A 25,533-nucleotide genomic window follows, 5' to 3' on the forward strand; every position below is an offset into this window, starting at 1 on the left:
CCTCCGGGCCCGCCATTTCCAGGACGCAATGCTTTACCCCCCGGTAGCATGGCCGGGGGTCTTTGGTACGGTTGAGGTACTGCTTTTACCGGCGGTTCCCCTTGCCGAGGGGGCTGGGAAGCGGGCTCAGGCGTGGTATCCTCAAGGCCGGCCCTCGAGGCCCGATCCATGCTGAAGCTGGAGAACATCACTAAGCGCTTCGGTTCCGTGGTGGCCAACCGCCGCATCACCCTCGAGGTGGCCCCGGGAGAGGTTCTGGCCCTCCTGGGGGAGAACGGGGCGGGGAAGACCACCCTGGTGAGCATCCTCTACGGCCTTTATGCCCCGGATGAGGGGAGGATTCTGCTGGAGGGCAAGGAGGTGCGGATCCCGTCCCCCAAGGCCGCCCAGCGCCTGGGCATCGCCCTCGTGCCCCAGCATCCTGAGCTCATCGAGGCCCACACCGTGGCCGAGAACCTGGCCTTGGGGCTTGACCTTCCGGCCGTGTTCTCCCGCCGGGCCTTGGTGCGGCGGCTTAGGGCGCTATTGGAAGGCCACCCTTTGGGCGTGGACCTCGAGGCGCCCGTGGCCCGGCTTTCCGCGGGGGAGAAGCAGCGGGTGGAGCTTTTGCGCGCCCTCCTGAACCGCCCCAAGGTCCTCATCCTGGACGAGCCCACCAGCGTCTTGACCCCCAAGGAGGCGGAGGCCCTTTTCCAGGAGATCCAACGCCTGAAGGCCGTGGGCCTTTCCGTGATCTTCATCAGCCACAAGCTGGACGAGGTTCTGGCCATTGCCGACCGCATCGCCGTCCTCCGGGCCGGGGAAAAGGTGGGGGAGGTCTTGCGCCAGGAGGCCGACAAGGACCTCCTGGTGCGCCTCATGGTGGGCCGGAGCCTGGCCCCGCCCCCCAAGGTGCCCCCGCCCCGGGAGGAAGTGATCCTCGAGGTGGAGGACCTTCTGGTGCCCCGGCACGGTTTCCCCGTCCAGGGGGTTTCCTTCAGCCTAAGGGCAGGGGAGGTCTTGGGGATAGCGGGGGTGGCGGGAAGCGGACAGGCCGAGCTGGTGCAGGCCTTGGCGGGCCTTAGGCCCTTCCGGGGAAGGATAAGGTTTAGGGAAGGCCCGTGGCCCCGGGACCCGGCCCGGCTTTTCGCCCTGGGGGTGGCCCACATTCCCGAGGAGCGGAGCATGGGCGTGGTGGAGGGCATGAGCGTGGCGGAGAACCTGGCCTTGAGGACCTACCGCCGCTTTGCTCCTGGGGGCATCCTGAACCACCGGGCCATGGAAAAAGAGGCGGAGGCCCTCATCGGGCGCTACGGCATCCGTACCCCCTCCCCCCGGACCCCTGTGCGTTTCCTTTCCGGTGGGAACGTGCAAAAGGTCATTTTGGCCCGTGAGCTCCAGGTAAGTCCCCGCTTGCTTCTCGCCATGCACCCCACCTATGGGGTGGACGTGGGGGCCAGCGAGGAGGTCCACGGACGCATCCTGGACCTGGTGCAGGCAGGCTCGGCCGTGCTTCTGGTGAGCGAGGACCTGGATGAGATCCTAAGCCTTTCCCACCGGGTGGCGGCCTTGTACCATGGCCGCTTCGTGGGACCCATTCCCCGGGAAGAGGCGGACCGGGAGCGCCTGGGGCGGATGATGACGGAGGGGCGGGTATGAGGTGGGAGCTGGAGCCAAACCCCACCCGGGGAAAGGTGTTGGGAGCCTATGCCCTCTTTCTCCTCCTGGCCCTTTTTCTTTTGGGCCTCATTTTCCTGGCTTACGGCGTACCCCCACTTAAGGCGTACGCCCTCCTTTTCTCCCCCCTCACGGATACCCTGGGCTTGGCGGAGGTGGCGCGGCGCACCATCCCCCTTCTCCTCATCGGCTCGGGCCTAGCCCTGGCCTTCCGGGTGGGCTTTTTCAACATCGGGGCGGAGGGGCAGCTCCTTTTGGGGGCGGTGGGGGCCGCTTACGTGGCCCTTTTCCTTCCCCCGGGTCCTTGGACCCTGCCCCTGATGTTTCTCCTGGGGGGTAGCCTGGGAGCGGTATGGGTGGGGATTGCCGCTTGGCTTCGGGTGCGCTTCGGGGCCAACGAGATCCTCACCACCCTCATGCAGAACTACCTGGCTTACTACCTGGTGGTTTACCTGGTGGCCGGTCCCTGGAAGGGAAGGCAGGTTTTCGGCTTCCTCTATACGGACCGCTTTCCCCCCGAAGCCCAGCTTCCCCGCCTGGGGGATACCTTGGTGCACTGGCCCACCCTGGTTTTGGGGATCGCAGCAGCCTTGCTCCTTCAGGCTCTCCTTTTCCGCACCCCTTTGGGCTTTGAGTGGCGCATCCTGGGCGAAAATCCCAAGGCGGCGCGGTACCTGGGCTTGAAGCAGGGAAGGCTCCTCCTTCTGGCCGCGCTTTCTTCCGGCCTCCTAGCTGGGCTTTCGGGGGTGGGGGAGGTGGCGGGGATCCACCTGAGGCTTTTGGAGCCGGCCCAGATCTCCCTGGGCTACGGCTTCACCGCCATCCTGGTGGCCTGGTTGGCCAGGGGGAGGCCTCTCGGGGTTCTCCTCACCGCTCCCCTCTTGGGGCTGGTCCTGGCGGGAGGGGATGCGTTGAAGCTTGCCCTTTCCATGCCCTTCCGGGTGGTGGACGTGGTGGCGGGGCTTTTGCTTTTGAGCTTCATCGGGGCGGAGGCCTTAAGCCGCCACCGCCTGGTCTGGAGGCGCTGATGGAAGAGGCCCTTTTGCGTGCGGTCCTTTTCGGTACCCCCATCCTGCTGGCCTCGCTCGGGGCCCTTCTCTCCGAGCGGGGCGGGGTGGTGAACCTGGGGGTGGAGGGCATGATGGCCCTTGCCGCCCTGGCGGCCTTTGCCGTGGGTCTGGAAGCCCACCCGGTCCTGGGGGTGCTGGCCGGGGTGGGGGTGGGGTCTTTGCTGGGGTTATTCCTGGGGGTGTTCGCCGTTTCCCTGAGGGCCAACCAGTTCGTGGCGGGGCTGGCCCTGGCCGCCTTGGGGCTTGGGGCCTCGGGGCTTTTGGGGAAGCGGTACGAGGGGGTGCCCCTCCCCAACCCCTTGCCGGAAGGGGTTTTGGCGGCGCTGGCTTTGGCCTTGGCCTTCGGCCTTCACCTCCTTTTCTTCCGCACCCGGTTTGGCCTTTACCTGAGGAGTGTGGGGGAAAACCCCAAGGCGGCGGATCTCTTCGGGGTCAGCGTGGATGGGGTGCGCTACGGGGCCTTGGCCCTGGGAGGCGGGCTTATCGGGATGGCGGGGGCCTACCTTTCCCTGGCCTACCGGCCTTCCTGGACGGATGGCATGACCTCGGGGCTGGGGTGGGTGGCCATCGCCTTGGTGATCCTGGCCGCCTGGCAGCCCCTAAGGGCGGTTTTCGGGGCCTATCTTTTTGGCCTTTTGTTCTTCCTGCAGTTCCGGTTGCAGGGCAGTGTACCTATACCGTCGGAGGCCTTCGCCGCCATGCCCTACCTTTTGGTTATCCTGGTTCTGGCCCTTTCGGGCCGTGCCCGGGCCCCTAAGGCCCTGGGCCAGCCCTTTGACCGGGGGAGGTGAAGGATGAGGAAGGCATTAGGCGTTTTGTTGCTGGCGTTGGGGTTGGCATGGGCCCAAGGGGATAAGCTCAAGGCCTGTTTCATCTACGTGGGGCCCATCGGGGATGCCGGGTGGACCTACGCCCACGACCAGGGGCGTAAGAAGGCGGAGGCAGCCCTTCCCTGGCTGGAAACCCGGTATGTGGAAAGCGTGCCCGAGGCCCAGGCCCTTCCGGTCATGGACCGGTTCGTGAAGGAAGGGTGCCAGGTGATCTTTGCCACCAGCTTTGGGTACATGGAGGCGGTCCTCGAGGGGGCCAGGAAGTACCCGAACGTCATCTTCGCCCACGCCACCGGGATCAAGCGGGCCCCCAACGTGGCCACCTACATGGCGGACTTCTACCAGGTCTATTACCTGAACGGCCTGGCCGCCGGGGCCCTTTCCAAGACGGGCAAGGTGGGGTATGTGGCCGCCTTCCCCATCCCTGAGGTGAAGCGGCACATCAACGCCTTCGCCCTGGGGGTCCGGGCGGTGAACCCCAAGGCCCAGGTTTTGGTGCGCTGGATCAACGCCTGGTACGACCCGGCCAAGGCCCGAGAGGCCACGGAGGCCCTTCTGGCCCAAGGGGCGGACGTCTTCGCCTTCACCGAGGACACCCCTACGGTGATCCAGACGGCGGCCAAGAAAGGAGCCTATTCCTTCGGCCACTACACCCCCATGCTGAAGTTCGCCCCGGACCACGTGGTCTCCGGCCAGATCGTGCACTGGGAGGTGATCTACATTGACTTCCTCAAGAAGGTGAAGGAGGGGGTCTACACCGCCAAGAACCTGGAGAATGTGGATTACTTCTGGCTCCTGCAGCACAAGGCGGTGGAGATGGGGGCGGATTACGGGGTGCCCATAAACCCCAAGCACGTGCCCCTGTTGCAGAAGGCGGAGATGTCGGTGGGCGGGAAGAAGGTGAGCGTCTACGACCGCATCATGGCCCTTCTGAAGGATATGCAGAGCCCCAAGCCCACCTTTGACCCCTTCACGGGTCCCATCCAAGACCGGAAGGGGGTGTTGCGGATCCCGGCGGGGAAAAAGGCCACCCTCCAGGAGCTCCTCACCATGGAGTGGGCGGCACCGGGGGTGGTGGGGGACTGGCCCGGAGAACCCAAATAGAACCCGAAGGTTTGGGGCCAGGGAGGTCCTCCCTGGCCCATTTTTCATCCCCTCCCGGCTTTTAAGCGAACCGCTTCGCTGGGTATTGCGCCCTGTAGCCCTTCCAGCATGGCCAAGGGTTTTCTGAACCCCTTGCCCTGGGGCAGGAGGGCGCTAGAGCGCCTGGAAGACCTCCTCGAGGATCTCCAGACCCAGGGCCGCCTCCGGTTCCGTGAGGATGAGGGGCGGGGCGATGCGGAGGGCGGAAGGCCCGGCGGGGAGGAGGAGAAGCCCCTTCTTGAAGGCCAGCTCCACGGCCTTGTCCCTGAGGTCGGGCTGCTCCTCCGTTGGGGTGCCGAAGTCCAGGCCGATCATGAGCCCCCTCCCCCGCACATCCCCCAGGAAGGGGAAGCGGCCCTGCATGGCCTTGAGCTCCCTGAGGAGGTAGGCCCCCACCTGCCTGGCGTTTTCCATGAGGCCCGCCTCCAAAAGGTCCAAGGTGGCGTGGGCGGCGGCGGCGGCCACCGCCTGGCCGCCAAAGGTGGTGCCGTGGGCCCCGGGGCGCCAGCTTGCGAGTTCCTCCCGGAAAAGAAGGGCGCTCAGAGGGTAGCCGGAGGCCAGGCCCTTGGCCAGGACGTAGACGTCCGCCTTGACCCCCTCGTGCTCGAGGGCGAAGAAGTGCCCGGTGCGGCCAGCGCCCGACTGCACCTCATCCGCCACCAGGAGGATGCCGTAGCGTTCCAGAAGAGCCTTGAGCTCGGGGATGAATCCCGGCGGAGGCACCAAATATCCCCCTTCGCCCTGGATGGGCTCCAAGAAGAAGGCGGCCACCTCCTCCGGGGGAACCACGGTGCGGAAAAGGTGCTCCAGGTATTCCAGCACCGCTTTCCCCACCTCTTCCGGCCTTGCCCCCAGGGGGGGGCGGAAGGGATTGGGGAAGGGGACGTGCACCACCCCGGGAAGGAGAGGGGAGAAGCCCTTGCGGTAGGCGCTTTTGCTGGCGGTGAGGGAGAGGGCGCCCAGGCTCCTGCCGTGGAAGGCTCCGGTAAAGGCCAGGAGGTAGGGCCTTCCCGTGTGGTGGCGCACCAGCTTGATGGCGGCTTCGATCCCCTCGGTGCCGGAGTTGCCGAAGAAGACCCGGTAGCCTCCGCCGAGCCTCCCCACCAGCCTTTCCGCCAGGGAAAGGGTGGGCTCGTGGGTGAAGTCGGAAAAACACACGTGGGCGAAGCGCTCCGCCTGGGCCCGCACGGCTTCCAGCACCCTGGGGTGGGCGTAGCCGGTGGTGTTGACCGCTATCCCCGCCATGAAGTCCAGGAAGATGTTCCCGTCCACGTCCTCCAGGAACACGCCCTGCCCCCGGGCGGGGACAAAGGGGTAGGGGCGGATGTAGGAAGGGGAGAGGACCGCCTGCCCCCTTTCCAGGAGGGCCTTGGCCTTGGGACCAGGAAGCGGAGTGTGGATGCTGGGTTTCATACGGGGCCAGTCTACCAAGCCCCCGGCCCCTTTCCCAGGCGCGTTTTATGCATCCAGATACGGCTTTTTATACCCCTTCCCGCTACATCGTGCCCCATAGGGCTCCAGGAGGATCGTCCGGGCGAGGGCAGGGTGGGGGGTATTACAGGAGGCCTTCGGCTTCCAGGTGGGGCCGGGCGTAGAAGAGGGTGAGGGCGGTGGAGGCGTCCTGGATCTCCCCGGCCTCCAGGAGGCGGTAGACCTCGGGAAGGGGGAGTTCCACGGTTTCCAGAAGCTCCCCGTCCTCGAGGGCCGGCTTGGCCACCACCTCCGCCTGAAGGGCCAGGAAGGGGTGGAAGACCACCGCGGTGAAGGAGGGCTGGGGGTGGAAGGGGGGAAGGGGGAAGAACCACCTGGCCTCGGCGCCCACCTCCTCCAGAAGCTCCCGTTGGGCGGCCTCCAGGGGGGTTTCCCCGGGATCCACCTTGCCCGCGGGGATCTCCAGGAGGAACTTGCCCGTGGGGTGGCGGTACTGGCGGATGAGAAGGGCGGTGGCCTTGTCGGTCACGGGAAGGACGAAGCTGGCCGCCACCGGCCCCGGGCGGTAGATGTAGGTGAGCTCCTTCCCGGTGTGGGTGCGCACCCTCTCCTTCACCAGCCTCACCGGCTCGGTGAGGATCTCCTCCAGCTCTATCCGTTCCCAAGGGCTCATTTCGCTAAGCGCTCGATGACCCGCCGTACCTTTTCCCCGGGGGCCCTGGGCCCCAAGGCCTTGGTCACCACCCCGATGGCCGCCAGGGGGGTCTTGAACTGGGAGAAGTCTATATTCTCCCGGATCCAGGCCTCTATTTCCTCCTCGCTCATCTCCTTGGGGAGGAAGCGGTCCAGGAACTCCACCTCAAAGGTGTTGCCCTGCTCCAGGGCGATCTCGCGCAGGGCCTTGAGCACCTTCACCGCCTCGACATCGGGCAGGGGCTTACCATCCCCTTTTCGGTCCAGCTCCGCCTTCACCACCCGGGCGAAGTCCAGGGTCTTCTGGTCCCGGGCCTTCATGGCCTCCTTGATGGTTTCCTTGATGGCCTCGTAGATGCTCATCCCCCTTAGTGTAGCCGGTAGAATGCGCCTTATGTGGGCGCTTCTTTCCGTTTCCGACAAGAGGGGGCTCGTGCCCTTCGCCCAAGGGCTTTTAAGGCTTGGTTATAGGCTCTTGGCCACGGGGGGCACCCACAGGGCCTTGGTGGAGGCGGGGTTTCCCGTCACCTACATCTCGGACTTCACGGGTTTTCCCGAGGTCCTCGAGGGCCGGGTCAAGACCCTCCACCCCAAGGTGCATGCGGGGCTTCTCGCCCGGCCCGACCAGGAGGAGGAGCTCAAGGCCCTGGGCTTTGAGCGGATCAGGGTCCTGGCGGTCAACCTCTATCCCTTCCGGGAGACGGTGGCCAGGGGAGCGGATTTCGCCGAGGCCCTGGAGCAGATCGACATCGGGGGCCCCGCCATGCTCCGGGCGGCGGCCAAGAACCACATGGCGGTCCTGCCCGTGTGCGACCCTGAGGACTACCCTCGGGTGCTTCAGGCCCTCGAGGAAGGCCCTTCCCTTGAGTTCCGCAGGGAGCTTGCCCGCAAGGCCTTCGCCCACACCGCCAGCTACGACGCCGCCATCGCCGAGTGGCTTGCCGGAGAGAAGTTCCCCCCTGAGAAGTTTTTGGTCCTCAGGCGGGAAAGCCCCTTGCGCTACGGGGAAAACCCGCACCAGGAAGCGGCCCTTTACCGGGTGTATGGAGAAAAGGGGCCTCTTTTGGAGGCCCGGGTCCTCCAGGGCAAGGCCATGAGCTTCAACAACTACCTGGACGCCGAGGCCGCCTGGAACCTGGTTTCGGAGTTTGAGGGCCCTGCCTGCGTGGCCATCAAGCACCAGAACCCCTGCGGGGTGGCCTTGGGGGAAGGTCCTTTGGAGGCGTACCGGAAGGCCTACGAGGCGGACCCGGTTTCCATCTTCGGGGGCATCGTGGCCTTTAACCGGGAGGTGGACGGACCCACGGCGGAGTCCATGAGGGAGGTCTTTTTGGAGGTGGTCCTGGCCCCGGGCTTCACCCCGGAGGCCCTGGCGGTCTTTTCCCGCAAGAAGAACCTCCGGCTCCTCGAGGTGCCCTTCCCTGCAGAAGGCCCCTACCTGGACCTCCGCCGCCTGAGGGGCGGGGTGCTTCTCCAGGATGCGGATACCCTGGATCCCATGGAGCCCAAGGTGGTCACGCAAAAGGCTCCCACCCAGGAGGAGTGGCAGGACCTCCTCTTCGCCTGGAAGGTGGTGAAGCACGTGCGCTCCAACGCCATCGTGGTGGCCAAGGGGGGCCAGACCCTGGGCATCGGGGTGGGGCAGACCAACCGCTACGCCTCCGCCAAGCATGCCCTGAAGACCGCCAAGGAGAAGGCCAGGGGGGCGGTATTGGCTTCGGATGCCTTTTTCCCCTTTGACGACGTGGTGCGCCTGGCGGGGGAGTTTGGCATCAGCGCCATCATCCAGCCCGGGGGAAGCGTGCGGGACGAGGATTCCATCCGGGCGGCGGACGAGCTGGGCATGGCCATGGTGTTCACCGGGGTGCGGCACTTTAAGCACTAGGCGCACATGGAGTATGATGTTACGTGTGAAAGCCCATGTGCGCTACACCATAAGCCTGGATCCTATCCTGGCGCAGTACGTGGAGGAGATGCGCACCCGCCTGGGCCTTACCAGAAGCGAGGTGTTCGCCTTGGCCCTGAAGCGTTTGAGAGAGGTGGAGCTTGCCCAGGGGTACCGCGACCTAGCCAAGGATGCTGATTTTCTCCAGGATCCCCTCCTGGACTCCGGCTTGGAGGAAACCCTGGCAGAGACCTCGTGGAGCTGAGAAGGGGCGACATCCTCCTAGTAGACTTTGACCCGGGAAGTCCCGGGGAGGCCGCCAAGGTGCGGCCCGCCATCCTGGTGACCAACGATGTGGCCAACGCTTACTCCCCGGTTCTGGTGGTGGTGCCCTTAACTTCCAACATTTCCCGGATTTATCCCTTTGAGCTATTCCTTCCTGCAGACCGCACCGGTTTGGACCGGGACAGCAAAGCCCAGGTCCAGCTCATCCGCCATGTTCACCGCAGAAGGGTTAGGGCGCACCTGGGGACGCTTCCTGGGGATCTTCTAGAGGCTTTGGACATTCGGATTCGGGAGCATTTGGGTCTTGAGTAACCAAAAAGGAGCCCCGCAGGGCTCCTTTAAACCCAAGGGAGCGCTTAGTAGGCCTTCTTGCCTTGGGCTTCCCGCAGGCGCTGGTGAGCCTCCTTAAAGCCCACCAGCTTCCGGCTTTCCTCATCGTAGAGGTGCATGTCGGCGAAGGCGATTTTGAAGGCATCCTTGAGGGTAACCGTGGGGGCCACCTTGACCAGGTCCACCTCCTCCTGCACCTTGGGCAGGAGGTAGTTGGGGATCTTGGGGGCCAGGTGGTGGATGTGGTGGAAGCCGATGTTCCCGGTGAGCCACTGGAGGACCCTGGGAAGCTTTAGGTAGGTGCTCCCCTCCATGGCGGCCTTCAAGTGCTCCCAGCGAGGGTCGTGCTCCCAGTAGACATCCTCAAACTGGTGCTGCACGTAGAAGAGGAAGATGCCGATCATTCCCGCCAGGTACTGGATGGGCAGGTAGACGAAGAGGAGGGTCTTAACCCCGAAGAAGACCACGATTCCCGCCAGCAAGAGGGCCAGGAAGAGGTTGGTTAAGGCCACGGAGTTGCGCACAGAAGGCTTGTCCGAGCCGTAGCCCAGAGGAAGCCGGTAGGAGAGCATAAAGACGTAGATGGGCCCCAGGAAGAACATGATCCAGGGGTTCCGGTAAAGGCGGTACTTGAGCCTGTCCCAGGGGCTGGCCTTGAGGTACTCCTCCAGGGTCATGGTGTAGATGTCCCCCACCCCCCGCTTGTCCAGGTTGCCGCTGGTGGCGTGGTGCCGGGCGTGGGATAGCTGCCAGTGGTGGTAAGGAACGAGGGTCAAGACCCCGGCGAGGAAGCCCAGGAGGTCGTTCATCCACTTCCTGGGGAAGAAGGAGCCGTGGCCGGCGTCGTGCTGGAGGATGAAGAGGCGCACCAGGAAGAGGGCGGCCAGGGCGTCTAAGGCCAGGGTAAGGAAGAGGGAGACCGAAAGGGCCCGGTGGGCCAGGTAGAAGAGGAGGAGAAGGGGAAGAAGGGTGTCCGCCACCTGGCGCAGGCTTCTTAGGGTGTTGGGCTTGGCGTAGGGCTTGATGAGGGGGATCCAGTCTTTGGGTTCTATCTTTTTCATCTTTACCCCGTGCCCGGGAGCACGCCCCATTCTCCCCGGGGCCAGGGTGAGAGGGGTGAGAGGCTACCTCGGCCTAAGGCGCTCCTCCGAGTCCAAAAGGAGGGTGACGGGGCCGTCGTTCACCAGGTGGACCCGCATGTGGGCCCCGTAGATGCCGGTTTCCACGTGGACCCCCTGCTGGAGGAAGGCCTCTATGGCGGCCTCGTAGAGCCTTTTCCCCACATCGGGGGGTGCGGCCTTGATAAAGGAGGGGCGGTTTCCCTTACGGGTGTCCGCGTAAAGGGTGAACTGGCTCACTAAAAGCACCTCCCCCCCCACCTCCTTGAGGGACCGGTTCATCTTGCCGGCTTCGTCCTGGAAGATGCGCAAGCTTACGATCTTGCGGGCCAGGTAGTGGGCGTCCTCCACGGTGTCCTTTTGCCCCACCCCCAGGAGGACCAGAAGCCCGAGGCCGATCCTCCCCACCTCCTCGCCTTCCACCTCCACGAAGGCCTCGGTGACCCGTTGCACCACCGCCCGCATGCTTCACCCCCTGGGCCCGGCGAAGAGGGCCACGGTGCCCGGGCCCGCGTGGACGCTCACCGCAGCCCCTGCCCGCAAGGTGCCCAAGACCTCCACGCCTTCCGCCCTCAGGGCCTCGCCCAAGGTCCTGGCGCCCTCCGGGTTGCCCGCATGGGCCAGGTAAACGAGTCCCCCATCCGGGAAGTCCCGGCGGAAGAGCTCCACCAGCCTGCGCAGGCCCTCCTTGAAGCCCCGCACCCGGGGGCCAGCCAGGACCCGGCCCCCCTTGACCTCCAGCACCGGAAGGATGCTGAGAAGCCCGCCCATGAACCTCTGCAGGCCGGAGATCCGCCCGGAGCGGTGCAGGTAGATAAGGGTTTCGGGCAGGACATAGCCCCGCACCCTCTCCCGGTAGGGGGCAACGGCTTCCTCCAGGTGTTCCCAGGCCACCCCTCTTATCAGAAGCCGGCGGGCTTCCTCCAGCACCAAGGGGAGGCCCCCGTTCAGGGACCAGGAGTCCAGCACCTTGACCCTTTCCCCGAACTCCCGGGCCACCGCCATGGCGGTGGCCACGGTTCCCGAGAGGTGGCCGGACACGTGGACGGAAAGAACCCGCTCGTGGGTTTGCAGTAGGGTTTCATAGGTGGAGCGCAGGTCCTCGAGGGCCACCTGGCTGGTGGAAAGCCGCTCCCCTCGGCGCAGGAGGTCTAGGACCTCCTCGTCGGTGATGTCCAGCTGGTCGCGGAGGGTTCTATTCCCCCAGATCACCTGCTGGGGCACCACGTGAATGCCCTGTTTTAAGGCCTCTTCGGGGCACAGGCCTAAGGTGGAGTCGGCCACGAAGGCTACTTTAGAGGCTGTAGGCATAAAACCCGTAGGTTCCGGGGCCGGTGTGGCTGGCGATCACCGCCCCCAGCTCGCTCACCAGGGCTTCCTCCACCGGCAGGCCCGAAGAGAGAACCATTTCCTTCAGTTCCCTGACCGCACCCTCCTCGGCGCTATAGAGGAAGAAGGCCCGGATGTGCTCCCTTCCCCTGGCCCAGGCTTGGAAGTCCTTTAGGATTTCCTCCTTGGCCTTCCTTTCCCCTCGGGCCCGGCCCGCCGCCTCCACCCGGCCCTCCTTTACGGTCAGGATGGGCTTGATGCCCAGGAGGGTACCCAACAGGGCCTGGGCCCCGCCGATCCGCCCGCCCCGCTTTAAAAACTCCAGGGTGGCCACGCTGAAGCGCACGAAGTGATCCTGGCGGATGCGCTCAAGCTCGCGGATGACCTCGGGCAGGGCCTGGCCTGCTTGCAAGAGCTCGTGGGCCCTTAGGACCATCATGCCGATGCCCAGGGAGGCCGCCTGGCTGTCAAAGACGGTGATCCGCTCCGGAAAGTTTTGCGCCGCAAGAAGGGCGGACTGCACGGTGCCCGAGAGTTTGGCCGAGATGTGGATGGAAAGCACGTGGTCGGCCTCCTGCAGGGCCTCCTGGTAGGCCCGCTGGAAATCCTCAGGGGAAGGCTGGCTGGTGGTGGGAAAGGCCTCCCCCTCCCGCACCTTCTTGAAGATCTCCTCGGGGGTGATCTCCTCCCAGTCCTTGTAGATGCGCCCCCCCAGGTTCACGTAAAGGGGCACTACCCGTACCCCCAGGCGCTCCCTTAGGGGCTTGGGCAGGTCGGCGGTGGAATCGGTTACCAGGGCTACTTTCATACCTCCTCCTCTCGGTCCTGGACAAGATACCACAGGCTTGTGGTGTAGTGTACCGGGCTTGTTGCTGGAAGAGGGGCTTTCTGCTAGGGTCAAGGGTATATGTGGCGGGTCCTGGTTTCCGACGACATGCGGCTTGGGGATGTGAAGTACCCAGGGGTGCTTTTGGACTACCGGCCGGGGATCGGGCGGGAGGAGCTTTTGGAGATCATCCCCGCCTACGATGCCCTCATCACCCGGAGCCGAACCCAGGTGGATGCTGAGCTACTGAAGCGGGGCAAGCGGCTCAAGGTGGTGGGACGGGGCGGGGTAGGCGTGGACAACGTGGACCTCGAGGCGGCAAGCCGCCTGGGCATCCTGGTGGTAAACGTCCCCGAGGCCAACACCCGCTCGGCGGCGGAGCTGGCCTTTGGTCTTCTCTTGGCGGCGGCCCGGGGCATCGCCCTTTCCGACCGCAAGATCCGTGCCGGGGAGTGGGACCGGAAGTTCCTGGGCCTGGAGCTTAAGGGGAAAACCCTGGGCATCGTCGGCCTGGGGAGGATCGGAAGCCAGGTGGCCCGCTTCGCCAAGGGGTTTGAGATGCGGGTCTTGGCCTACGACCCCTACATCCCCCGGACCCGGGCGGAGAGCCTGGGAGTGGAGCTCCTGGAGGACCTTTCCGACCTCCTCCGCCAAAGCCACTTCCTCACCGTCCACACCCCCCTCACCGAGGAAACCTGGGGGATGATCGGGAGGAGGGAACTCTACCTCCTCCCCCGGGGGGCGGTGGTGGTGAACGCCGCCAGAGGGGGCATCGTGGACGAGAAGGCCCTGTTGGAGGTGTTGGAGGAAGGCCACCTGTTCGCCGCGGGTCTGGACGTGTTTGCCCAGGAGCCTCCCCCCAAGGACCACCCGCTTCTTAACCACCCGAAGGTGGTTCTCACCGCCCACCTGGGGGCCAACACCTTTGAGGCCCAGGACCGGGTGGGGGAGGCGGTTTTGGAGCGGGTGGTGCGCACCCTGGAGGGGGATCTTTCCTATGCCCTGAACACCGGGTTTGATCCCGAGGCCCTCGAGGCCCTGAGGGGATTCCTGCCCCTGGGGGAGGCGTTGGGGAAGCTTCTTGCCCAGATCACCCGGGGCCGGCCCGAGGTGCTGGAGGTAAGCTTCCTGGGCCGGTTTGAAAAGGACCCCGAGCCCGTGGCCAGCGCCGTGGCCAAGGGCTTCCTCTCCCGGGTGCTGGGGGAGGAGATGGTGAACCTGGTTTCCGCCAGGCCCCTCCTTAAGGACCGGGGCATCCGGCTTGTCACCCGCAGGCAGGAGGAGGCGGGGGAGTACACCAGGCTTCTGGAGGTGCGCCTTGCCACCGACCAGGAGGAGCGCCGGGCCCGCGGGGTGGTGATGGCGGGTAAGCCCCGCCTGGTGGGCATCGACGACTATGCCCTCGAGGTGGTGCCGGAGGGGTACATGCTGGTCTGCGTCAACTACGACCGCCCGGGGGTGGTGGGCCAGGTGGGAACCCTCCTGGGCGAGGCGGGGGTCAACATCGCCGGAATGCAGCTGGGCCGGGACGTGCCCGGCGGAAGGGCCCTCTTTGTGCTCACCGTGGACGAGAAGCCAAGCCCGGAGGTGCTGGAGGCCCTTAGGGCCCTCCCCGTGCTGGAACGGGTGGACCTGGCGGAGGTTTAGCCCAGGAGACGGGCACGCTTTTCCTTCGGCTTTGTGGCCTGGCTAAAGGGGTGGGTTTGGGTGAGACAACAGGCACGAGCAGCTTGAATCGTGAAGCAAAGCACTAACGCTTGGGGTGCTAACGCTTTTTCCCGAACCCGTAGACCAGTTCCTCCCCCTTGCGCACCACCAGGAGGATGGCGGACCGGCCCAGGCTGTCCTTGAGGAGGTAAAGGCTTCGCACCTCCCCATCTATGGTTTTCTCCTCCTGCCTCTCCACGAAGTAGCCTGCGGCGGCGAAGCTGGTGAGCACCTGCTGGACGAAAGCAGCGTGGAGCCTGCTGGCGATGCCTTTGGCCACGAAGGCCTCGAGGGCATACCCCTTGGCCTCGGGAAAGCGAAGGAGGAGGGGTTCAGGTTTTTTGGCCTTGTAGCTTCCCGCCGGCAGGCGCACCGCTGGGTCCAGGCTGGAGGCCAAGGCCACCACGGCGGTGGCCTCCAGGAGGGTCTGGGCTCCTCCCCCGCCGCCCAAAAGCAGGAGGACCAGGAGAAGCACCCTGAGCTTTGGCATATAGGGATCTTACCCCATCAGGAGGTCTTGGGCCTTGAGGGCCAGGTGGACCTGGGCCAGGACCTCGGGTCGGGACAGGGAGCCCAGGGCGGCTTCGATCCGCTTGAGGCGGTAGCGCAGGGTGTTGGGGTGGATGTGGAGGGAAGAGGCCGCCTCTTCCACGCTGCCCGTGGCCATGTACACCTCGAGGGTCTTCAGGAGCTTCGGGGGCAGGGGTAGGTAGCGTTCCACCAGGGCCTTCAGGTCCTCGGGGGACTGCTGGAGAAGCACAAAGGCCACGGGATCCAGGCCGCTGAAGGAAAGGGCCTCCCCCGCCCGGGCCGCCTTGAGGGCGATGAGGGCCTCGCGGTAGGCGTTTTGCACCTCATCGCCAGCGGCGTGGACCGCGGAATACCCCAGCCGGCTTCCCGGGGGCAGGGCAGAAAGGAGGTCTTGCGCCTCCTTCTTGGGGTTGTGCACCTGCCACATGGCCGCCAGGCGGTTTCCCCGGGTGGTGAGGAGGTAGGGCACGCCCAGCCGGTCCAGGAAGGTGCCGGCCCGGCGCCTTAGTTCCAGGGTGGCCTCCCGCCTCTGCTCCTCCGCCAGCCGGTGGCGGCCCGGTACCGCCTTGGGTTCCACCAGGGCCAGGACCCACTCCACCCCCTCGGTAAAGCCGAAGGCGAAGAGCCGGTCGGGTTCCGCTTCCCCCAGGATGAGGCCCTCCAGGAGCGCCCCGCCCAGGGATTCCTCCCGCATCCTTTCCAGGGAGCGTTCCAGGGCCCGCACCCGGAGGAGCCGGGCGGCCACCTCCAGAAGGCCCCGGGCCTGCCGTAGACCCTCCTCCTCCCCGTAGGCCACCAGAACACCCTCCCCTGCCTCAAGGGCAAGCCATCCCCGGCCTTCCCCGGGCTCCTTGGGGTGCTGGGGAGGCACGGGGCCGGCAAATCCCAGCACCTCTTCCCAGGGGGCTACCCGGGCCAGGGCCAGGCCCGTGGCCTGGTAGAGGACTTCCAGGAAGGGCCTTTCCGGAAGCTTCAACAGGAGGTCCCAAAGCCCGGCCATCCCCAGGCCCGAGCCCAGGTGGAAGAGGCGCAGGGCCACCGCCTTGGCCAGTTCCTCCCGCTTCAGCCAAGGAGGGTAGACCGCTACCCCCAGGCCCTCCTTCCGGGCATACTCCAGGAGTTCCGGGTCCGGGGCCGGAAGGAGGAAGCCGGAAGCGGTGCGGTAGCGCCAGAGGTTTCCCTCGGGGCGGGTGAGGAGAAGGGCTCCCTCCAGGGGCAGGAGGGGCTTGGCCCCCTCCAGGAGGTAGAGGACTGGCCTATAGGAGGGGACCAGGACCTCGAGGCCCAGGTCTTGGACCAGATGGAGGAAGGTAATGGAGGTTTGGCTAAACTCTGGCATGGGCATTGTTGGTTTGCACAATATACCCTCCTCGACCAGGGTGCAAGGGGGGTCATTTTGTGTCAAGGAACAAATATGGGCGCAATCTTGTGCTCCTTACAGTTGCCCTCCCGGCCCGGGAGGGCCATCCTAAGGGGCGAAAGGAGCAGCATGTTCCGCGGGTCCATTCCTCCCTTACCCACACCCTTTCGGCGAGGCCGGATCGACGAGGAAGCCCTACGGGGTTTGGTGGAGCGGGTAATCCAAGGGGGCTCCCATGGTCTTAGCGTGGGGGGCACCACGGGCGAGCCCGGCACCCAGACCCTGGAGGAGCGAAAGCGGGTGATCGAGATCGCCCTGGAGCAGGCGGCGGGCCGGGTTCCCGTCATCCCCGGCACCGGGGCCCTCAGGCTTGAGGAAACCCTCGAGCTCACCCGCTTCGCCAGGGAAGCAGGGGCCCAGGGAGCCATGGTCACCGTCCCCTACTACGTTAAACCCAACCAGGAGGGACTTTACCGCTACTTCGCCGAGGTGGCCCAGGCGGTGCCCGACTTTCCCATCCTCATCTACAACATCCCGGGCCGGGCAGGGGTGGAGATCGCCCCGAAGACCGTGGCCCGCCTCAGGCGGGACTTTCCCAACATCGTGGGGCTCAAGCATTCCTCCAAGGACCTGGAGTACCTCTCCCAGCTCTTCCAGGAGGTGGGCCAGGACTTCCTGGTGTTCTGTGGCTTGGAAAGCCTCACCCTGCCCATGATGAGCCTGGGGGCGGTGGGGACCATCGCCGCCACCGCCAACTGGCTCCCCAAAGAGGTGGCGAGGCTCACGGAGCTGGCCCTGGCGGGGGATTTCCGGGGGGCCAGGGAGCTTCATTACCACCTCCTCGAGGCCAACGAGGCCATCTTCTGGGACACGAATCCCATTCCCCTGAAGACGGTGCTCTCCTGGATGGGCCTTTTGGAGAAGGAGTGGCGCCTCCCCTTGGGTCCCACCACCCCCGAGGTGGAGGAAAGGCTTAGGGCCATGGCCCGGCGCTACGGGCTTTTGGAGGGTGAGGGATGAAGCTCTGCCGTTTTCTCCACCGCGGCCGCCTCCACCGAGGGGTCTTCCGGGAAGGCCTTCTCCTGGACGAGGCGGGGGAGGCCCACGACCCCGAGGCCGTCACCTGGCTTCTGCCCTTTGAGCCGGGCAAGGTCCTGGGCGTGGCCCTCAACTACCCTGACCACGCCGAAGAACTGGGCCTTTCCCGGCCAGAGGAGCCCGCCCTTTTCTGGAAACCCAACACCAGCCTCCTTCCCCACAAGGGGGTGGTGCGTTACCCCAAGGGGGTGGAGTTCGTCCACTACGAGGTGGAGCTGGCCGTGGTGGTGGGCCGCCCCATGAAGCGGGTCCGGGCTAAGGACGCTCTGGATTATGTCCTGGGCTACACCATCGCCAATGACCTGGTGGCCCGGGACCACGTGAAGAACACCTTCCGTCCCCCCATCCGGGCCAAGGGACGGGATACCTTTGGCCCCCTTGGGCCCTTTCTGGTGGTGGGGGAGGTGGAGGATCCCCAGAACCTTACCCTGAGGGCCTATGTGAACGGGGAGCTTCGTCAGGAAGGGCACACCTCGAGGATGCTCTACAGCGTGGCGGAGCTTTTGGAGTACATATCCGAGTTCATGACCCTGGAGCCCTACGACGTCATCCTCACCGGGACGCCCAAGGGCATAAGCCGGGTGCTTCCCGGGGATGTGATGCGGCTGGAGATCCAAGGGCTTGGCGCTTTGGAAAACCCCATAGAGGAGGAGGCATGAGGTACCCGGACCAGGTGGCAGGGATTCCCTGGGAAAGGATCGAGGCCATTCGAAACGCCCTAAAGGGGTGGACGGCCCTCCACTTCATCGGCGGGGAGTTCCGCCCCTCGGAAAGCGGGGAGGTCTTCCCCACCTTGGATCCTTCCACCAACGAGGTGCTCTCCCATGCGGCCCGGGGCGGGGAAAGGGAAGTGGACCGGGCGGCCAAGGCGGCCCACGAGGCCTTCCAGCGGTGGAGCCGCACCCCGGCCCGGGAGAGGAAGCGCTACCTCCTGAGGATCGCCGAGCTTTTGGAAAAGCATGCGGATGAGCTGGCGGTGGTGGAGGCCTTGGATGCTGGGCAGGTGCTGCGGATTGTCAAGGCCCAGGTGGCCCGCTCTGCGGAGAACTTCGCCTTCTACGCCGAGTACGCCGAGCACGCCATGGAGGACCGCACCTTCCCCGTGGACCGGGACTGGCTTTACTACAGCCTGAGGGTCCCGGCTGGGCCGGTGGGCATCATCACTCCCTGGAACGCTCCCCTGATGCTTTCCACCTGGCGCATCGCCCCGGCCCTCGCCTTTGGGGACACGGTGGTCCTGAAGCCCGCGGAGTGGAGCCCCTTAACCGCCAGCAAGCTGGCGGAGATCGTGCAGGAGGCGGACCTTCCCCCTGGGGTCTTCAACCTGGTCCAGGGCTACGGCGAGGAGGCGGGGGCTGCCCTGGTGGCCCATCCCCTCGCTCCCCTCATCACCCTCACCGGGGAGACGGAAACCGGGAGGATCGTCATGCAAAACGCCGCCCGCCACCTTAAGCGGCTCTCCCTGGAGCTTGGCGGGAAAAGCCCGGCCTTGGTCTTTGCTGACGCCGATTTGGAAAGGGCTTTGGATGCGGTGGTCTTCCAGATCTACTCCTTCAACGGGGAAAGGTGCACAGCGAGCTCCCGCCTCCTGGTGGAGGAGTCTATCTTTGAAACCTTTGTGGAGAGGGTAGCCGAAAGGGCGCGGGCCATCCGGGTGGGCCATCCCCTGGACCCCGAGACCGAGGTGGGCCCCCTCATCCACCCCGAGCACCTGGAGAGGGTTCTGGGGTATGTGGAGGCGGGCCTTAAGGAGGGGGCAAGGCTTCTCGTGGGCGGAAGGAGGGCCACCACCTCCTTCCGCGGGGAGGATCTTTCCCAGGGGAACTACCTGGAGCCCACCCTCTTCGTGGGGGAAAACCACATGAAAATCGCCCAGGAGGAGATCTTCGGGCCCGTGTTGGTGGCCATTCCTTTCAAGGACGAGGAGGAAGCCCTTAGGAAGGCCAACGACACCCGGTATGGCCTTGCGGCCTACGTGTTCACCCGGGACTTGGAAAGGGCCCATCGCCTGGCCCTGGAGCTAGAGGCGGGCCTCGTCTACCTGAACAGCCACAACGTGCGCCACCTGCCCACCCCCTTTGGCGGGGTGAAGGCCAGCGGGGAGCGGCGGGAGGGTGGCCTTTATGCCCTTGAGTTTTACACCGACCTCAAGGCCGTGGGGCTTCCCCTAAGGCCCCCCCACGTGCCCAAGTTCGGAAAGAGGTGAGAGGATGGCGAGAACAGGAGCGGAGTATCTGGAAGCTTTGAAGGAGCGCCCCCCCAACCTCTGGTACAAGGGGGAAAAGGTGGAGGACCCCACCACCCATCCCGTCTTCCGGGGGATCGTGCGCACCATGGCAGCCCTCTATGACCTGCAGCACGACCCCCGGTACCGGGAGGCTCTCACCTACGAGGAGGGGGGGAAGCGGTATGGGATGAGCTTCCTCATCCCCAAGACCAAGGAGGACCTGAAGCGGCGGGGCCAGGCCTACAAGCTCTGGGCCGACCAGAACCTGGGGATGATGGGCCGTAGCCCGGACTACCTGAACGCCGTGGTCATGGCCTATGCCAAAAGCGCCGGGTACTTCGGGGAGTTTGCGGACAATGTGCGCAACTATTACCGCTACCTCCGCGACCACGACCTGGCCACCACCCACGCCCTCACCAACCCCCAGGTGAACCGGGCCAAGCCTCCCTCGGCCCAGCCCGACCCCTACATCCCCGTGGGGGTGGTGCGGCAAACGGATAAGGGGATCGTGGTGCGGGGAGCCCGCATGACCGCCACCTTCCCCCTGGCGGACGAGGTCCTCATCTTCCCTTCCACCCTGCTTAAGGAGGGGCCGGGCAACGAGAAGTACGCCATCGCCTTCGCCCTGCCCACCTCCACCCCGGGCCTCCACTTCGTCTGTCGCGAGGCCTTGGTGGGAGGGGATAGTCCCTTTGACTACCCCCTTAGCAGCCGCCTCGAGGAGATGGACTGCCTGGTGATCTTTGACGATGTATTGGTCCCTTGGGAGCGGGTCTTCATTTTGGGGAACGTGGAGCTCTGCAACAACGCCTATGCCGCCACGGGGGCCTTGAACCACATGGCCCACCAGGTGGTGGCCTTGAAGACCGCCAAGACCGAGGCCTTTCTGGGGGTGGCGGCCTTGATGGCCGAGGGGATCGGGGCCGACGCCTACGGCCACGTACAGGAGAAGATCGCCGAGATCATCGTCTACCTGGAGGCCATGCGGGCCTTCTGGACCCGGGCCGAGGAGGAGGCCAAGGAGAATGCCTTTGGCCTGCTGGTACCCGACCGGGGGGCCTTGGACGGGGCGAGGAACCTGTACCCCAGGCTGTATCCCCGGCTTAGGGAGATCCTGGAGCAGATCGGAGCCAGCGGCCTGATCACCCTGCCCTCGGAGCGGGACTTTAAGGGGCCCCTGGCCCCCTTGCTGGAGAAGTATCTGCAGGGGGCTACCCTCGAGGCCAAGGAGCGGGTGGCCCTCTTCCGCCTGGCCTGGGACATGACCCTCTCGGGATTCGGAGCCCGGCAGGAGCTTTACGAGCGTTTCTTCTTCGGGGATCCGGTGCGCATGTACCAGACCCTCTTTAGCGTCTACGATAAAGAGCCCTACAAGGAGCGGATCCGCGCCTACCTGAAGAGGGCGCTTTCCGTGTTTGCGGAGGTGGAGGCGTGACGGGTGCCTTTCCCGAGGGGCCTGCGGGTTTGCCCAAGCCGGACGAGGCCTTGAGGGAGGCCTTTAAGGAGGCCCTAAGCCGGTTTGCCGCCGGGGTGACCGTGGTGTCCGCCCGGCTGGGGGAGGAGGAGCGGGGCATGACCGCCACCGCCTTCATGTCCTTGAGCCTCGAGCCTCCCCTGGTGGCCCTGGGCATCCACGAGAAGGCGAGGCTTTTGCCCCTTCTGGAGGCCTCCCGGGCCTTCACCGTTAGCGTTCTGAGGGAAGGGCAGGAGGCGGTCTCCCAGCACTTTGCCGGCAAACCCCAGGAAGGGGTGGGGTTGGTGGACGGCAGGGTGGAAGGGGCCTTGGCGGTGCTGCGCTGCCGCTTGGAGGCGGTTTACCCCGGTGGGGACCACCGGCTGGTGGTGGGCCGGGTGGAGGCGGTGGAGCTGGGGGAGCCGGGCCTTCCCTTGGTGTACTTCGGCCGGGGATACAGGAGGTTGGTATGGCCATCGTGAGGGTGGGGTTCATAGAGCTTTGGGTGAGGGACCTGGAGAAAAGCCTGGAGTTCTACGAGGGGCTTTTGGGCTTCCGCCTGGAGCGCAAGGAGGGGAAAAGCGCCTACCTCCGGGGCTACGAGGAGCTGGAGTGGAGCCTGAAGCTCACCCAGGCGGAACTTCCCGCGGTGCGGAGCCTGGGCTTCAAGGTGGACGAAAAGGGAGTGGACCAAGCCCTGGCCTGGGCGGAAGATGAGGGGCTTCCGCACCGTCTGGAAACGGACTGGGGTAGGCCCAGGATGCTCCGCGTTCAGGACCCCTTCGGCTATCCCCTGGTGTTCTACGCGGGGGCCGAGAAGCTTCCCCGCATGTTGCAGGAGTACCACCTCTACCGGGGGCCGGGGATTCTGCGCATCGACCACCTGAACCTCTTCTCCCCCGAGGTGGAGCGGGCCACCCGCTATTACCAGGAGAGGCTGGGCTTCCGCCTCACCGAGTACACGGAGGACGAGGAGGGGAGGCTTTGGGCCAGCTGGCTCCACCGCAAGGGGAACGTCCACGACGTGGCCTTCACCAATGGAGAGGGCCCGAGGCTCCACCACTTCGCCTACTGGCTTCCCGACCCCATGGCCATCCTGAAGGCGGCGGACATCCTGGCGGGAGCCCGCAGGACGAACCAGATCGAAAGGGGGCCCGGGCGGCACGGGATCTCCAACGCCATGTTCCTCTATCTCAAGGACCCGGACGGGCACCGCATCGAGCTTTACACCTCCGACTATCTCACCGTGGACCCCGACCTGCCCCCGGTGCGCTGGAGCCTGAATGACCCCAGGCGGCAGACCCTTTGGGGGCACAGGACCCCAAAGAGCTGGTTCCTGGAGGGAAGCCTGCTTTTGGACCTCGAGGGAGGGCCTGTTCCCACGCGTCCTTCCCCTTTGGCCGGCATCCCCGAGCACGTGACCTAGCTTGACGGGACAGAAGTCCCTGGTTAAACTGGAAGGCAAACGGTCGTTAGTTAGACCCAATCCGGGCGCGGCCCGGTGGGAAAGAGGCAAGGAGGGAAAAACATGAAGCGCTGGTTGGCAAGCCTGTTGGTTTTAGCCCTTACGGCCATGGCCCAGGAGGTCCTCAAGGTGGGGGGGTGGTTTCCGCCACCGGCCCCGCGGCCTCCTTGGGGATTCCGGAGCGCAACACCTTCCTGATGCTCCAGGAGATGCTGGACCGTACGGGTGGCGTGGCCGGGCGCAAGGTGCAGTTCGTGATCCTGGAGGATGCCTCGGATACCACCCAGGCGGTGCGGAATACCCGCCGCCTGGTGGAGGAGGGGGTAGTGGCCGTCATCGGCACTACCACCACCCCGGCCTCCTTGGGCATGATCCCCGTGGTGGCCGAGGCCAAGGTGCCCATGATCTCCCTGGCGGCCAGCAAGGACATCATCTACCCCGTGGACGCCCAGCGGCACTGGGTCTTCAAGACCCCCCAGACGGAGGAGCTCATGGCCCGGGCCATCGTGGCGGACATGGTGGCCAGGGGGGTCAAGACCGTGGCCTACATCGGCTTTAACGACGCCTACGGGGAGGGCTGGGCCCGCTTCTTCGAGGCGGAGGCCAAGGCCAAGGGCCTGCAGGTGGTGGCCAGCGAGCGCTACAACCGCCCTCCTGAACTTCTTCGCCCTCTCCGCCATGGTGGCCCTCTCCCTCTACGTGCTCACGGGTCTAGCGGGGATGACCAGCTTCGCCCAGGCGGCCTTCATGGGCATGGGGGCCTACGCCACCGCCCTCCTCACGGTCAAGGCTGGGCTTTCCCCTTGGCTTGGGCTTGGGGCCGGGCTCCTTTCCGCCCTTCTTTTGGCTTTGCTCCTGGGTGCTCTGACGGTGCGGCTTAAGGGGCATTTTCTTCCTCTTTCCACCATCGCCTGGCAGGTGGCCCTGTACATCCTGGCAGGGAACCTGGTGGGGCTCACCGGGGGGCACACGGGGCTTACGGATCTTCCCCCGATCCACCTCTTCGGCATCTCCCTGGACACCGGCTTCCGCTACGCCTTCCTCACCCTTTTTCTCCTGGTCCTCCTGGTCCTGGCCCTCTACAACCTGCGCCAAAGCCGTATCGGGCGGGCCCTTCTGGCCCTGAGGGGGGATGCCCTGGCGGCGGCCAGCTTCGGCGTGAACCCGGCAGCCCTCAGGCTCAAAGCCTTTTTGCTCTCGGGGGTTATAGCCGGCCTAGCGGGTTTCCTGTACGCCCACTTCCTGCGCTTCGTCAACCCCACGCCCTTTTCCCTGGAGGCTTCCATCAAGTACCTGGTGATGGCCGTGGCCGGGGGGGTGGGGAGCATTCCCGGGGTGATGCTGGGGGCGGCCTTTTTCACCGGCCTCGAGGACTGGCTAAAGGACCTCCTGCCCCTCCTCTTGGGGCGGCAGGGCAACTACGAAACCATCGGCTATGGCCTCATTCTGGCCCTGATCCTCATCCTGGCCCCCAAGGGCCTCTGGCCCATGGTGGAGCGGTACCTGCCGAGCCGGGATCCAGGGCTACCCAAGGCGGAACCCCTTTCCCTCAAAAATCCCGACGGCCCCCGGGGTGAGGTGGTTCTGGAGGTCCAGGGCCTGCAGAAGTCCTTCGGGGGACTGATGGCGGTGGCAGGGGTTTCCTTCAACCTGAGGCGGGGGGAGATCCTGGCCTTGATCGGCCCCAACGGGGCGGGGAAGAGCACCACCTTCAACCTGGTGGCGGGGGCCTTGCTCCCCGACCGGGGCCAGGTCCGTCTCTTCGGTAAGGACATCACGGGACTCCCTCCCTACCGGATCCACTCCCTGGGTCTGGGGCGCACCTTCCAGCACCCGCACCTTTTCCTGGAGCTCACGGTGCTGGAAAACGCCGCTTTGGGCACGTACAGCCGTACCCGGGCGGGCTTTATCCAGGCGCTACTGGGCTTTTCCCGGAAGGAAGAGGAGCGGGCCTTGGCCACCGCCTACCGGGCCTTGAAGCGGGTGGGGCTGGAGTCCTTGGCCCTGGAAAAGGCGGAGCGCCTTTCCGTGGGCCAGCAGCGCTTGCTGGAGATCGCCCGGCTCCTGGCCTCGGGGGCCGAGGTGCTCCTCCTGGACGAGCCCGCCGCGGGGCTCAGGGCCCAGGAGAAGCGGGAGCTTGCCTCCCTCCTCCGCTCCCTGGCCAGGGAGGGCTACACGGTGCTCATCGTGGACCATGACATGGACCTCATCATGGGCCTGGCAGACCGGGTGGTGGTGATGAACTACGGGGAGAAGATCGCCGAGGGCACGCCCAAGGAGGTCCAGAGGAACCCCTTGGTGCGGGCGGCCTACCTGGGAGAGGAGGAGGTGGCATGAGTCTCCTTTCCGTTCAGGGTCTCACCGTGCGCTACGGGCCCCTCGAGGCGGTGCGGGAGGTGAGTTTCTCCCTAAAGGAGGGGGAGGCCCTTACCCTCATCGGCCCCAACGGAGCGGGGAAGACCAGCGTCCTGAGGGGGCTCTTGGGCTTGGCCCAGGCGGAGGGGAAGGTCTTCCTGGACGGGGCGGAGGTGCGGGGGCGAAGCCCGGAGGCCCTTCTTTCCCGGGGTCTGGTGCTAGTGCCGGAGGGCCGGGCCCTCTTCCCCGGGCTTTCCGTGGAGGACAACCTCCTCCTGGGAGGCTTTACCCGTTTTCGCCGCAGGGAGAACCTGAGGCCGGACCTGGAAAGGGTCTACACCCTTTTCCCCAGGCTTTTGGAAAGGAGGAAGCAGCCCGCCGGCACCCTTTCCGGTGGGGAGCAGCAGATGCTGGCCATCGGCCGGGCCCTCATGGCCAGGCCGAGGGTCCTGCTCTTGGATGAGCCCTCCTTGGGCCTGGCTCCTTTGATGGTGCGGGAGATCTACCGCATCCTGAGGGAGCTTAAGGGCCAGGGGACCACCCTCCTGGTGGTGGAGCAGAACGCCAAGGTGGCCTTGGCCCTGGCGGATCGGGGCCTGGTGCTGGAGGCGGGGGAGATGGTCCTCGAGGGGCCCGCCGAGGCCCTGAGGCAGGATCCCCGGGTGGTGGAGGCGTACCTGGGGCTTTCCCGGGAGCCGGACGTGGCGGCTGCGCCAAGCGAGCACCTGGAGGAGGGGTAGG

General features: G+C 65.7%; 25 protein-coding genes and 1 pseudogene. 17 read left to right on the top strand and 9 right to left on the bottom strand.

Features of this window, described 5'->3' with window-relative positions:
* Nucleotides 1-168: 168 nt before the first annotated feature.
* From MI302_RS05875 to MI302_RS05890, 4 genes are read left to right on the top strand one after another with little or no spacing between them, the layout of a single operon-like run.
* Nucleotides 169-1,638 (top strand): ABC transporter ATP-binding protein, encoded by a 1,470-nt coding sequence (locus MI302_RS05875; RefSeq protein ID WP_026328959.1) that lies wholly within the window; start codon nucleotides 169-171, stop codon nucleotides 1,636-1,638.
* Nucleotides 1,635-2,684, top strand: coding sequence for an ABC transporter permease (locus MI302_RS05880; RefSeq protein ID WP_126190848.1), 1,050 nt, complete (start codon nucleotides 1,635-1,637; stop codon nucleotides 2,682-2,684). Before MI302_RS05875 ends, MI302_RS05880 begins: the two co-directional genes overlap by 4 nt.
* Nucleotides 2,684-3,517 (top strand): ABC transporter permease, encoded by an 834-nt coding sequence (locus MI302_RS05885; protein WP_019550534.1) that lies wholly within the window; start codon nucleotides 2,684-2,686, stop codon nucleotides 3,515-3,517. The genes MI302_RS05880 and MI302_RS05885 overlap by 1 nt, the downstream gene beginning before the upstream one ends.
* Before the next feature lie 3 nt (nucleotides 3,518-3,520).
* Complete coding sequence (locus MI302_RS05890) at nucleotides 3,521-4,660, top strand: BMP family ABC transporter substrate-binding protein (protein WP_239726450.1); 1,140 nt, start codon at nucleotides 3,521-3,523, stop codon at nucleotides 4,658-4,660.
* 153 nt (nucleotides 4,661-4,813) lie between these two features.
* Here the strand turns inward: MI302_RS05890 and MI302_RS05895 are convergent, their stop codons facing one another.
* From MI302_RS05895 to MI302_RS05905, 3 genes are all read right to left on the bottom strand, one after another.
* On the bottom strand, nucleotides 4,814-6,112 hold the full coding sequence (locus MI302_RS05895) for an acetyl ornithine aminotransferase family protein (RefSeq protein ID WP_239726451.1): 1,299 nt from the start codon (nucleotides 6,110-6,112) through the stop codon (nucleotides 4,814-4,816).
* 142 nt (nucleotides 6,113-6,254) lie between these two features.
* Nucleotides 6,255-6,803, bottom strand: coding sequence for an NUDIX hydrolase (locus MI302_RS05900; protein ID WP_239726452.1), 549 nt, complete (start codon nucleotides 6,801-6,803; stop codon nucleotides 6,255-6,257).
* The gene (locus tag MI302_RS05905) at nucleotides 6,800-7,186 is read right to left on the bottom strand and encodes a GatB/YqeY domain-containing protein (protein WP_126187779.1); all 387 of its coding nucleotides are present in this window, start codon (nucleotides 7,184-7,186) and stop codon (nucleotides 6,800-6,802) included. Before MI302_RS05905 ends, MI302_RS05900 begins: the two co-directional genes overlap by 4 nt.
* Before the next feature lie 31 nt (nucleotides 7,187-7,217).
* On the opposite strand from MI302_RS05905, the gene purH reads away from it, so the two are divergent.
* From purH to MI302_RS05920, 3 genes are read left to right on the top strand one after another with little or no spacing between them, the layout of a single operon-like run.
* Nucleotides 7,218-8,708 (top strand): bifunctional phosphoribosylaminoimidazolecarboxamide formyltransferase/IMP cyclohydrolase, encoded by a 1,491-nt coding sequence (gene purH, locus MI302_RS05910; RefSeq protein ID WP_239726453.1) that lies wholly within the window; start codon nucleotides 7,218-7,220, stop codon nucleotides 8,706-8,708.
* A gap of 16 nt (nucleotides 8,709-8,724) precedes the next feature.
* Entirely contained in the window at nucleotides 8,725-8,973 is a 249-nt protein-coding gene (locus tag MI302_RS05915; protein ID WP_234944448.1) for a hypothetical protein, read from the top strand.
* The gene (locus MI302_RS05920) at nucleotides 8,964-9,305 is read left to right on the top strand and encodes a type II toxin-antitoxin system PemK/MazF family toxin (RefSeq protein ID WP_015716927.1); all 342 of its coding nucleotides are present in this window, start codon (nucleotides 8,964-8,966) and stop codon (nucleotides 9,303-9,305) included. The genes MI302_RS05915 and MI302_RS05920 overlap by 10 nt, the downstream gene beginning before the upstream one ends.
* 44 nt (nucleotides 9,306-9,349) lie before the next feature.
* Here MI302_RS05920 and MI302_RS05925 read toward each other — a convergent pair whose 3' ends face one another.
* The 4 genes from MI302_RS05925 to MI302_RS05940 form a co-directional block, all read right to left on the bottom strand.
* Nucleotides 9,350-10,384: a fatty acid desaturase gene (locus tag MI302_RS05925; protein WP_239726454.1), complete on the bottom strand. Its 1,035-nt coding sequence runs from the start codon at nucleotides 10,382-10,384 to the stop codon at nucleotides 9,350-9,352.
* Nucleotides 10,385-10,447: 63 nt separating this feature from the next.
* Nucleotides 10,448-10,906, bottom strand: a complete 459-nt coding sequence (gene dtd / locus MI302_RS05930) for a D-aminoacyl-tRNA deacylase (RefSeq protein WP_015716929.1) — start codon at nucleotides 10,904-10,906, stop codon at nucleotides 10,448-10,450.
* A gap of 3 nt (nucleotides 10,907-10,909) precedes the next feature.
* On the bottom strand, nucleotides 10,910-11,752 hold the full coding sequence (locus MI302_RS05935; protein ID WP_239726455.1) for a DegV family protein: 843 nt from the start codon (nucleotides 11,750-11,752) through the stop codon (nucleotides 10,910-10,912).
* On the bottom strand, nucleotides 11,736-12,578 hold the full coding sequence (locus MI302_RS05940) for a DegV family protein (protein WP_126170959.1): 843 nt from the start codon (nucleotides 12,576-12,578) through the stop codon (nucleotides 11,736-11,738). Before MI302_RS05940 ends, MI302_RS05935 begins: the two co-directional genes overlap by 17 nt.
* Before the next feature lie 99 nt (nucleotides 12,579-12,677).
* Here MI302_RS05940 and serA point away from each other — a divergent pair, with 99 nt between their 5' ends.
* Nucleotides 12,678-14,243 carry a phosphoglycerate dehydrogenase gene (gene serA / locus MI302_RS05945; RefSeq protein ID WP_126187784.1) on the top strand — a complete coding sequence of 522 codons (1,566 nt, stop codon included), beginning with the start codon at nucleotides 12,678-12,680 and terminating at the stop codon, nucleotides 14,241-14,243.
* Nucleotides 14,244-14,361: 118 nt separating this feature from the next.
* On the opposite strand, the gene MI302_RS05950 is transcribed toward serA, so the two are convergent.
* Together MI302_RS05950 and MI302_RS05955 are read right to left on the bottom strand one after the other, a co-directional pair.
* Nucleotides 14,362-14,793, bottom strand: a complete 432-nt coding sequence (locus tag MI302_RS05950) for a hypothetical protein (RefSeq protein WP_126200045.1) — start codon at nucleotides 14,791-14,793, stop codon at nucleotides 14,362-14,364.
* Between the two features lie 9 nt (nucleotides 14,794-14,802).
* Nucleotides 14,803-16,179: a CdaR family transcriptional regulator gene (locus tag MI302_RS05955; protein ID WP_239726456.1), complete on the bottom strand. Its 1,377-nt coding sequence runs from the start codon at nucleotides 16,177-16,179 to the stop codon at nucleotides 14,803-14,805.
* A gap of 144 nt (nucleotides 16,180-16,323) precedes the next feature.
* On the opposite strand from MI302_RS05955, the gene hpaI reads away from it, so the two are divergent.
* The 9 genes and pseudogenes from hpaI (at nucleotide 16,324) to MI302_RS06000 (ending at nucleotide 25,532) form a co-directional block, all read left to right on the top strand.
* Entirely contained in the window at nucleotides 16,324-17,214 is an 891-nt protein-coding gene (gene hpaI, locus MI302_RS05960; protein ID WP_239726457.1) for a 2,4-dihydroxyhept-2-ene-1,7-dioic acid aldolase, read from the top strand.
* Nucleotides 17,211-17,951, top strand: coding sequence for a fumarylacetoacetate hydrolase family protein (locus MI302_RS05965; protein WP_126170958.1), 741 nt, complete (start codon nucleotides 17,211-17,213; stop codon nucleotides 17,949-17,951). Before hpaI ends, MI302_RS05965 begins: the two co-directional genes overlap by 4 nt.
* Nucleotides 17,948-19,498 (top strand): 5-carboxymethyl-2-hydroxymuconate semialdehyde dehydrogenase, encoded by a 1,551-nt coding sequence (hpaE, locus tag MI302_RS05970; protein WP_126170957.1) that lies wholly within the window; start codon nucleotides 17,948-17,950, stop codon nucleotides 19,496-19,498. Before MI302_RS05965 ends, hpaE begins: the two co-directional genes overlap by 4 nt.
* Nucleotides 19,499-19,502: 4 nt before the next feature.
* Complete coding sequence (hpaB, locus tag MI302_RS05975; protein ID WP_239726458.1) at nucleotides 19,503-20,954, top strand: 4-hydroxyphenylacetate 3-monooxygenase, oxygenase component; 1,452 nt, start codon at nucleotides 19,503-19,505, stop codon at nucleotides 20,952-20,954.
* Between the two features lie 50 nt (nucleotides 20,955-21,004).
* Nucleotides 21,005-21,454, top strand: a complete 450-nt coding sequence (gene hpaC, locus MI302_RS05980) for a 4-hydroxyphenylacetate 3-monooxygenase reductase subunit (protein ID WP_026328963.1) — start codon at nucleotides 21,005-21,007, stop codon at nucleotides 21,452-21,454.
* Nucleotides 21,442-22,398 carry a 3,4-dihydroxyphenylacetate 2,3-dioxygenase gene (hpaD, locus tag MI302_RS05985; RefSeq protein ID WP_239726459.1) on the top strand — a complete coding sequence of 319 codons (957 nt, stop codon included), beginning with the start codon at nucleotides 21,442-21,444 and terminating at the stop codon, nucleotides 22,396-22,398. The genes hpaC and hpaD overlap by 13 nt, the downstream gene beginning before the upstream one ends.
* Nucleotides 22,399-22,500: 102 nt before the next feature.
* Nucleotides 22,501-23,087: pseudogene (locus MI302_RS05990) on the top strand (ABC transporter substrate-binding protein); the annotation flags it as partial.
* Between the two features lie 28 nt (nucleotides 23,088-23,115).
* The gene (locus MI302_RS05995) at nucleotides 23,116-24,774 is read left to right on the top strand and encodes an ATP-binding cassette domain-containing protein (protein WP_239726460.1); all 1,659 of its coding nucleotides are present in this window, start codon (nucleotides 23,116-23,118) and stop codon (nucleotides 24,772-24,774) included.
* Nucleotides 24,771-25,532 (top strand): ABC transporter ATP-binding protein, encoded by a 762-nt coding sequence (locus MI302_RS06000; RefSeq protein WP_239726461.1) that lies wholly within the window; start codon nucleotides 24,771-24,773, stop codon nucleotides 25,530-25,532. The genes MI302_RS05995 and MI302_RS06000 overlap by 4 nt, the downstream gene beginning before the upstream one ends.
* The last annotated feature ends 1 nt before the right edge of the window (nucleotide 25,533 follow it).

Source organism: Thermus sp. NEB1569 (assembly GCF_022385295.1).
Lineage (GTDB): Bacteria > Deinococcota > Deinococci > Deinococcales > Thermaceae > Thermus > Thermus scotoductus.